Genomic DNA, 261 nt, shown 5'->3' with positions numbered 1-261 from the left:
GAGTATACGCTTTCAACGCCCGATATGGGTACAGCAGGAACGAAGACGGTTACAGTGACGTATGAAGAGGACAGCGTAGAGAAAACGGCGAGTTTTGACATTACAGTAAACGCCCCCGCGCCGGTTCTGGACAGCATCGAAGTAACAGAGAATCCGACGAAGACAATATACACGGTGGGTGATACCTTTGATGCTGCGGGACTGGAAGTAACCGCGCATTATACAAATGGCGGCGCGGATAAAGTGCTGACAAGCGGAGAG

The 261-nt window shown here is 51.3% G+C and carries 1 protein-coding gene; it reads left to right on the top strand.

Annotated features, from left to right (window positions below; all coding sequences use genetic code 11):
- Nucleotides 1-24: 24 nt before the first annotated feature.
- The coding region (locus tag CHK_RS00095; RefSeq protein ID WP_242844856.1) for a bacterial Ig-like domain-containing protein at nucleotides 25-261 on the top strand (237 nt) is incomplete at its 3' end.

The organism is Christensenella hongkongensis (genome assembly GCF_000981035.1).
GTDB lineage: Bacteria > Bacillota > Clostridia > Christensenellales > Christensenellaceae > Christensenella > Christensenella hongkongensis.
The sequence above is the reverse complement of the archived record's forward strand: the minus strand, read 5'-3'. Positions and strand labels throughout refer to the sequence as shown.